Source organism: Streptomyces chiangmaiensis (assembly GCF_036281785.1).
Taxonomy (GTDB): domain Bacteria; phylum Actinomycetota; class Actinomycetes; order Streptomycetales; family Streptomycetaceae; genus Streptomyces; species Streptomyces chiangmaiensis.
The window spans coordinates 22,021-28,790 of record NZ_JAYWVC010000105.1; the positions used below are offsets into that span (position 1 = coordinate 22,021).

Here is a 6,770-nt window from a genome sequence, read left to right on the forward strand (position 1 = left end):
GGCGAGCGGGTCAGTCCCACCAGAAGGACCAGAGCCGCCGGCCCAGGATCTCGTGCTCGGCGTACTCCCGCAGCGTGTCGTGGTGCCCCTGGGTGATGTTGTCCGGGCAGAAGGCGAAGTGTTCGGCGGCGACCTCCTCCGCCTCGGCGGCGGTGGTCGGCGGCGCCGCCACCGACAGCACGAGCTGGTCGAAGGTGAGCGCGACGACCCGTATGCCGAAGCGGTCCTCCCACGAGCGGAGCACGGAACAGAGGCGAGCCGTGTCGTTCTCGTGGTTCAGGGGTCCGCTCCAGCCGATGGCCGCGGGTATGTCGGCGGAGCGACGGGCCGGAACCAGGGCGAGGCGCGGCTCCTTGAACCAGGAGCCCTCCTCCAGCAGGGAGTCGGCGACCTCGGCGGCACGCGCGTCGGGGTCGGCCTCCAGCCGGGGAGCGGCGGCGAGTCCGGGCCACTGCGGGCCGAACGGGGCGAGCAGCGCGTCTAGTTCGCCGTCCGTGTCGTCGTCGCCCCAGAACTCGGCCAGCACGTCCTCGGCGTCGTGATCCCCGGGATACGACATCTCGCCCGGCATCAACTCCCAGTCCTCGGGACCGCCCTGGGTGCCGCCGATGTCGACGAGCACCGGCAGGAGCCCCGCCCGCGCTCCGGGCGAGCCCAGCCGCGCCCAATTGCCGGAGGATGCGGGGCGCCCGGCATGCCACAACAACGGCTCGTGCCACGGCCCGTCGTCCGTCGCGTCGATGAGACTCCCGGGCGGGAGTTCGAGTCCGAGCGCGCGCCCGCTCGGATCGGCCGCCAGCCGGGGCAGCGGATTGGGAAGTGTCGCCATGCTGGTGACTGTAGGTGCAGCCACTGACAACGGCACTAGCGGGTGGCGTACGCCGTGAACGCGGCCCAGGTGCCGGGAGCGACTTGGAAGGTGGGGCCGGTGGGGTTCTTGGAGTCGCGGATGTGAACGGTGTACGGGCAGGCGGCGACTTCTACGCACTCGCCGCCCTCGCTGCCGCTGTAGCTGGACTTGCGCCACGTGTAGGCGACTTCGAGGCACTGGCCGCCTTCGTCACTGCTGTAGGTCGACTTGAACCACTGAAGCGTGGTGCTCATTGCTCTCCTAGCAGTCGGTCCAGACGGCTTCTGGAGTCCTCGACGGTGAGGGCCTGAGTTCGCAGCATCGCATATTTGCGCGCCAGGATGGACACCTCGTTCGGGTCGGAGACCCACTGGCTGCCGCGCTGGGACTCGGTGTAGGCGAGGTGCTGGTGGTCCGGCGTCTCCAGGAGGGTGAACGGGCCGGCGGTTCCAGCGTGCGCAGGGCGGTTCAGCGGCAGGATCTGCAAGGCCAGGCCGGGGACTTCGGAGTGCTCGCGCAGGAACCGTAACTGGCCGAGATGCGTGCGGCCTCGTCCGATCGGCATGCGCAGTGCAGGCTCCCAGACCACGAAACTGAGCGTCGGCGGGACCTTGCGGTGCAGGATCTCGCGACGGCCGACGCGTGCCGCGATCTTCGTGTCCAACTCGTCCGCGTCGTACGGCGGAACGCGACCGCCCAGCAGCGCCCGGGCGTAGGCCTCGGTCTGGAGCAGGCCGGGGACGACCAGGGCGTCGTACCAGGACAGTGAAATGGCCTCACGCTCGTGTTGGACGTACAGCTCCGCCCACATCGGAAACTGATCGATCTCCGGCAGGTTCTCCACCCCTGCCGACAACAGCCCCTTGGTCCCCAGGAGTTCATCCAACGACGCGGCCAGATCCGGCTTCAGCGGTCGTCGGCCCTGCTCGATCGACGCGATGGTCTCCTCGTCGACCATCAACCGCTCACCGAGGGACCGCTGGGTGAAGCCGGCCGCGCGGCGGGCCGTGCCGAGCTGCACGCCCAGCATCCTCATGGCCGAGAAGTTCTTCTTCCGCGGAAGCTTCCTGGAGTTCATGCTGGACCAACTCCCCACGCCTGCCCGTACGCGACCCCGTGGGAACCCGTACAAAAAATCCGTACGGGTTCACTCAGTGATCCACGATAGTCACGCTCCGCAACACTCGTCCCGTGAACGAGACGATCCAACTCCCGCCTCTGCGCGAGAGGTTCTTCCGACGCGAGCGGCGTTCCGTCCCCGCCGCCCGGCGGTTCGCCCACGAGACCCTGACCGGCTGGGGGCTCGCCGAAGCCGGGTGCCGCGACGACGTACTGCTGTGTGTCAGTGAGCTGGCGACCAACGCGCTGGTGCACGGGGTGCCGCCCGGCCGCCATTTCCGGGTGTTCCTGCGGTACGACCGCGCCGTGCTGCGGGTGGAGGTGCACGACAGCGGGCCCGGCGTCCCGCGGGTCCTCGACGAGGCCGACGAGGGCGGGCGCGGGCTGCTGCTGGTCGCCGCGCTCGCCGACAAGTGGGGCGTCGGCGAGCGTGAACTCGGCAAGGTGGTGTGGTGCGAGTTCGCTTCCGCACCACCCGGGGACCTCACCAGCTGAGGGCGTCGGCCGCGGTTGACTGCCAGTACGGCGCGGTCAGCTTGTTGTCGTGGTACACGCCCTTGGCGGGCAGCTTCACCCGGCCGTCGGGCCCGCCTCGCTGCTCGGGGTACGCCCCTTGCCGACGCACGAGAGCCCCGCCCCCGGGAACCGGCCCGGGGCGCGGGGCTCTTCGCGTCGGCGGCGGGGCGTCAGAGCCGCTCGGGGGTCCTGATGCCCAGCAGCGCCATGCCCTCGTGCAGGGTGCGGGCCGTGACATCGGACAGGAAGAGGCGGTTCTCGACCTGATCGGGCGTCTCGGCCTTGAGGACCGGGCACTTGTCGTAGAAGGACGTGAAGAGCGACGCCAGCTGGTACAGATACGCCGCCAGCTTGTGCGGGGCGTACTCCCGGGCGGCCTCCGCCACCGTCTCCGCGAACTGGTCCACGTGCAGGCCCAGTGCGCGCTCGGCGTCGGCCAGTTCCAGCTCGGGGTGCGCGGCCGGGCGTACCTCGCCGGCCTTGCGCAGGATCGACTGGATACGGGCGTAGGCGTACTGGAGGTAGACGGACGTGTCGCCGTTCAGCGACACCATCTGGTCGAGGTCGAACTTGTAGTCCCGGCTCGCCGACGTCGAGAGGTCCGCGTACTTCACCGCGCCGATGCCCACCTGGGACCCGCGCTCGGCGATCTCCTCCTGGGACAGGTCCTGGGCCTTTTCCCGTACGACGGCGGAGGCGCGCTCGATCGCCTCGTCGAGGAGGTCGACCAGGCGGACCGTCTCGCCCTCACGGGTCTTGAACGGCTTGCCGTCCTTGCCGAGGACCGTGCCGAAGGCGAGCTGGTACGCCTTGACGTCGTCGTTCAGCCAGCCGGCCCGCCGCGCGGTCTCGAAGACCATCTTGAAGTGCAGCGACTGGCGGGCGTCCACGACGTAGATGATCGAGTTCGCCTTGAGGTTGAAGACACGGTCGCGGATCGCGGAGAGGTCCGTGGCCGCGTAGCCGTAGCCGCCGTCCGACTTCCGCACGATCAGCGGGACCGGCTTGCCGTCCGGGCCCTTGATGTCGTCGAAGAAGACGCACAGGGCACCCTCGGAGCGGACCGCCACGCCGGACTCCTCCAGCAGGCGGCACGTCTCCTCGAGCATGTCGTTGTAGCCGGACTCGCCGACGATGTCGGGGTCGCGGATCTCCATGTCCAGCTTGTCGAAGACGGAGAAGAAGTAGATCTTCGACTCGTCGACGAACTTCTGCCACATGGCCAGCGTGTGCGCATCGCCGGCCTGGAGGTCGACCACCCGGCGCCGGGCACGCGTCTTGAACTCCTCGTCGGAGTCGAAGAACCTGCGGGCCGCCTTGTAGAGCCGGTCGAGGTTCGACATCGCCTCTTCGCCGGTGACCTCGGCGGCCTTGTGGTCCAGCTCGTGCGGGTGCTCGTCCAGGTACTGGATGAGCATGCCGAACTGGGTGCCCCAGTCGCCGATGTGGTGGCGCCGGACGACCGTCTCGCCGGTGAACTCCAGGAGCTTGACCACGGAGTCGCCGATCACCGCGGAGCGCAGGTGGCCGACGTGCATCTCCTTCGCCACGTTCGGCTGGGCGTAGTCGATGACCGTGGTGCCCGGGTTCTCGGAGTGCGGCACGCCGAGGCGGCCGTCGGGGTCGGCGGCGCGGGCGGCGAGGTTGTCGGTGATCGCCTTGTCGGTGACCGTGATGTTGAGGAAGCCGGGTCCGGAGACCTTGACGTCCTTGATCAGGTCACCGGTGACGACCTTGTCCACGACCTGGGCCGCCAGATCGCGCGGGTTCGCCTTCGCCTTCTTCGCCAGCGCCAGGATCCCGTTGGCCTGGTAGTCCGCCCGATCGCTTCGTCGCAGCAGCGGGTCCGCGTCGGCGGCCTCCGGCAGGGTGGCCGAGAGGGCGTTCGCGAGGCGTTGCTGGACGGAATCGGTGAGGGACGTGACCGAGGCCATATGAGTGGGTGCCGTTCTCCTCGTGCGAATAGAAGGACGCACCCAGTATCCCATGCGTGGTAAAGCGATTTTTCCGTTCGCGGGCTGAACGCCGACCCGTGTCCGCTCGTCCCTGAGGGTGCGGCGGGACCGTGAAAAGGTGTTTTCGTCGAAGTGGTACCGCCTGGGACAATGGAGCGGTCAGCCGTGCGACCGCACCGGCTGCCCATGGAGAAAGAAGGACGTGCCGATCGTGGCTCAGAGCACCGAGACCACCGACTGGGTTTCCCGTTTCGCGGATGAGGTCATCGAGGAGTCGGAGCGTCGGGCCCCGGGCAAACCGGTCGTCGTGGCGTCCGGACTCTCACCGTCGGGCCCCATCCACCTGGGAAACCTGCGGGAGGTCATGACGCCCCATCTCGTCGCCGACGAGATCCGGCGGCGCGGGTACACGGTGCGCCACGTCCTGTCCTGGGACGACTACGACCGCTACCGGAAGGTCCCCTTCGGGGTGCCGGGCGTCGACGACTCCTGGGCCGAGCACATCGGCAAGCCGCTGACGTCCGTGCCCGCCCCCAAGGGCTCGGCGCACCCGAACTGGGCCGAGCACTTCAAGGCCGCGATGGTCGAGTCGCTGGCCGAGCTCGGCGTCGAGTACGAGGGCATCAGCCAGACGGCGCAGTACACCTCCGGTGCCTACCGCGAGCAGATCCTCTTCGCGATGAAGCACCGCGGCGACATCGACGCCGTCCTCGCCCAGTACCGCACCAAGCCCAAGGCCGCCGCCAAGCAGCAGCAGAAGCCCGTCGACGAGGCCGAGCTGGAGGCCGCCGAGGGTTCCGGCGCCGCCGCCGAGGACGACGGCAGCTCCGGCTCCGCCGGGTACTTCCCGTACAAGCCCTACTGCGGCCGGTGCGGCAAGGACTTCACCACCGTCACCGCGTACGACGACGACACCACCGAGATGACGTACTCGTGCTCGGGCTGCGGGTTCACCGAGACGGTGCGGCTGAGCGAGTTCAACCGCGGCAAGCTGGTGTGGAAGGTCGACTGGCCCATGCGGTGGGCCTACGAGGGCGTCGTCTTCGAGCCTTCCGGCGTCGACCACTCCTCCCCGGGCTCCAGCTTCCAGGTCGGGGGGCAGATCGTCGGGATCTTCGGCGGCAAGCAGCCCATCGGTCCCATGTACGCCTTCGTGGGCATCAGCGGCATGGCCAAGATGTCCAGCAGCAAGGGCGGGGTGCCGACCCCGGCCGACGCGCTGCAGATCATGGAACCCCAGCTGCTGCGCTGGCTCTACGCCCGGCGCAGGCCCAACCAGTCCTTCAAGATCGCCTTCGACCAGGAGATCCAGCGGCTCTACGACGAGTGGGACAAGCTGGCGGCCAAGGTGGGTGACGACTCCGCGCTGCCGGGCGACGTGGCCGGGTACACCCGGGCGACCGGCACGGCCGCCGGCCCGCTGCCCGCCACAGCGCGTCCGCTGCCCTACCGCACGCTGGCGTCCGTCGCCGACATCACCGCCGGCCACCAGGACCAGGCGCTGCGCATCCTGTCCGACCTCGACCCCGCCAACCCGCTCACCTCGCTCGACGAGGTCCGGCCGCGGTACGACAGGGCCGAGGCCTGGATCAACACCCAGGTGCCGGCGGACCAGCGCACCATCGTCCGTGACGAGCCGGACGTCGAACTGCTGAAGTCCCTCGACGAGGGGGGTCAGCAGTCGCTGCGGCTGCTGCTCGAGGGCCTCGAGGAGCACTGGTCCCTGGACGGGCTCACCCACCACGTGTACGGCGTGCCCAAGGTGCAGGCCGGGTTCTCCGCCGACGCCACGCCCAAGGAGCTGCCGCCGGAGATCAAGACCGCCCAGCGGTCGTTCTTCGCGCTCCTGTACCACCTGCTCGTGGGCCGTGACACCGGGCCGCGGCTGCCCACCCTGCTGCTCGCGGTGGGGCAGGACCGGGTGCGCAGGTTGCTCGGGGAGTAGAGCCTGCCGTACGGCGACGGGGGCGCTCCGGTGATGACACCGGGGCGCCCCCGTCGCCGTACGTGCCGCCCGTCACGCGATGTGGTCCTCTTCCAGCTCCGCGGTGTGGCGGTTGGTGAAGCGGCTGACCATGCGCTTGGCCTCGTCCGAGGCGAGGCTCTTGCCGAATTCCGCCTCGACGTTGTCGATGAACTCGCGCGGTGTCGGATAGCTGCCGTTGATCGACTGCTTGAAGACCTGGTAGTACGACTCCTCGGTGGGTTCCGGTGTACCGCCGCCCTCGCCGAGCTCGCGCATGCGGTTGCCGGTGACGGGGATGGGGAAACTCCCGGTGTCCTCCGGAGAGGGTTCCCGGGGCTCCGGGACCGGGCCCTGGTACTGCTCC

The 6,770-nt window shown here is 69.3% G+C and carries 7 protein-coding genes and 1 pseudogene; 2 read left to right on the forward strand and 6 right to left on the reverse strand.

The window, feature by feature from the left end; genetic code table 11:
• Positions 1-10 precede the first annotated feature (10 nt).
• The 3 genes from VXC91_RS26010 to VXC91_RS26020 are packed head-to-tail and all read right to left on the reverse strand — an operon-like array spanning position 11 to position 1,928.
• On the reverse strand, positions 11-829 hold the full coding sequence (locus tag VXC91_RS26010) for a DUF4253 domain-containing protein (protein ID WP_329509762.1): 819 nt from the start codon (positions 827-829) through the stop codon (positions 11-13).
• A gap of 35 nt (positions 830-864) precedes the next feature.
• The gene (locus VXC91_RS26015) at positions 865-1,104 is read right to left on the reverse strand and encodes a DUF397 domain-containing protein (protein WP_329509763.1); all 240 of its coding nucleotides are present in this window, start codon (positions 1,102-1,104) and stop codon (positions 865-867) included.
• A complete protein-coding gene (locus VXC91_RS26020; RefSeq protein WP_329509764.1) occupies positions 1,101-1,928 on the reverse strand; it encodes a helix-turn-helix domain-containing protein in 828 nt (275 codons plus the stop codon). The genes VXC91_RS26015 and VXC91_RS26020 overlap by 4 nt, the downstream gene beginning before the upstream one ends.
• A 113-nt stretch (positions 1,929-2,041) precedes the next feature.
• Here VXC91_RS26020 and VXC91_RS26025 point away from each other — a divergent pair, with 113 nt between their 5' ends.
• Complete coding sequence (locus VXC91_RS26025) at positions 2,042-2,464, forward strand: ATP-binding protein (RefSeq protein ID WP_329509765.1); 423 nt, start codon at positions 2,042-2,044, stop codon at positions 2,462-2,464.
• Here VXC91_RS26025 and VXC91_RS26030 read toward each other — a convergent pair.
• Together VXC91_RS26030 and argS are read right to left on the reverse strand one after the other, a co-directional pair.
• Positions 2,454-2,594 carry a hypothetical protein gene (locus VXC91_RS26030; protein WP_329509766.1) on the reverse strand — a complete coding sequence of 47 codons (141 nt, stop codon included), beginning with the start codon at positions 2,592-2,594 and terminating at the stop codon, positions 2,454-2,456. The genes VXC91_RS26025 and VXC91_RS26030 overlap by 11 nt on opposite strands.
• A 61-nt stretch (positions 2,595-2,655) precedes the next feature.
• Positions 2,656-4,419 (reverse strand): arginine--tRNA ligase, encoded by a 1,764-nt coding sequence (gene argS, locus VXC91_RS26035; protein ID WP_329509767.1) that lies wholly within the window; start codon positions 4,417-4,419, stop codon positions 2,656-2,658.
• A 223-nt stretch (positions 4,420-4,642) separates the two neighbouring features.
• Between argS and lysS the strand changes: the two genes are divergently transcribed.
• Entirely contained in the window at positions 4,643-6,385 is a 1,743-nt protein-coding gene (gene lysS, locus VXC91_RS26040) for a lysine--tRNA ligase (protein ID WP_329509768.1), read from the forward strand.
• A 72-nt stretch (positions 6,386-6,457) separates the two neighbouring features.
• Here the strand turns inward: lysS and VXC91_RS26045 are convergent.
• A pseudogene (locus tag VXC91_RS26045) lies at positions 6,458-6,770 on the reverse strand (DUF2637 domain-containing protein); the annotation flags it as partial.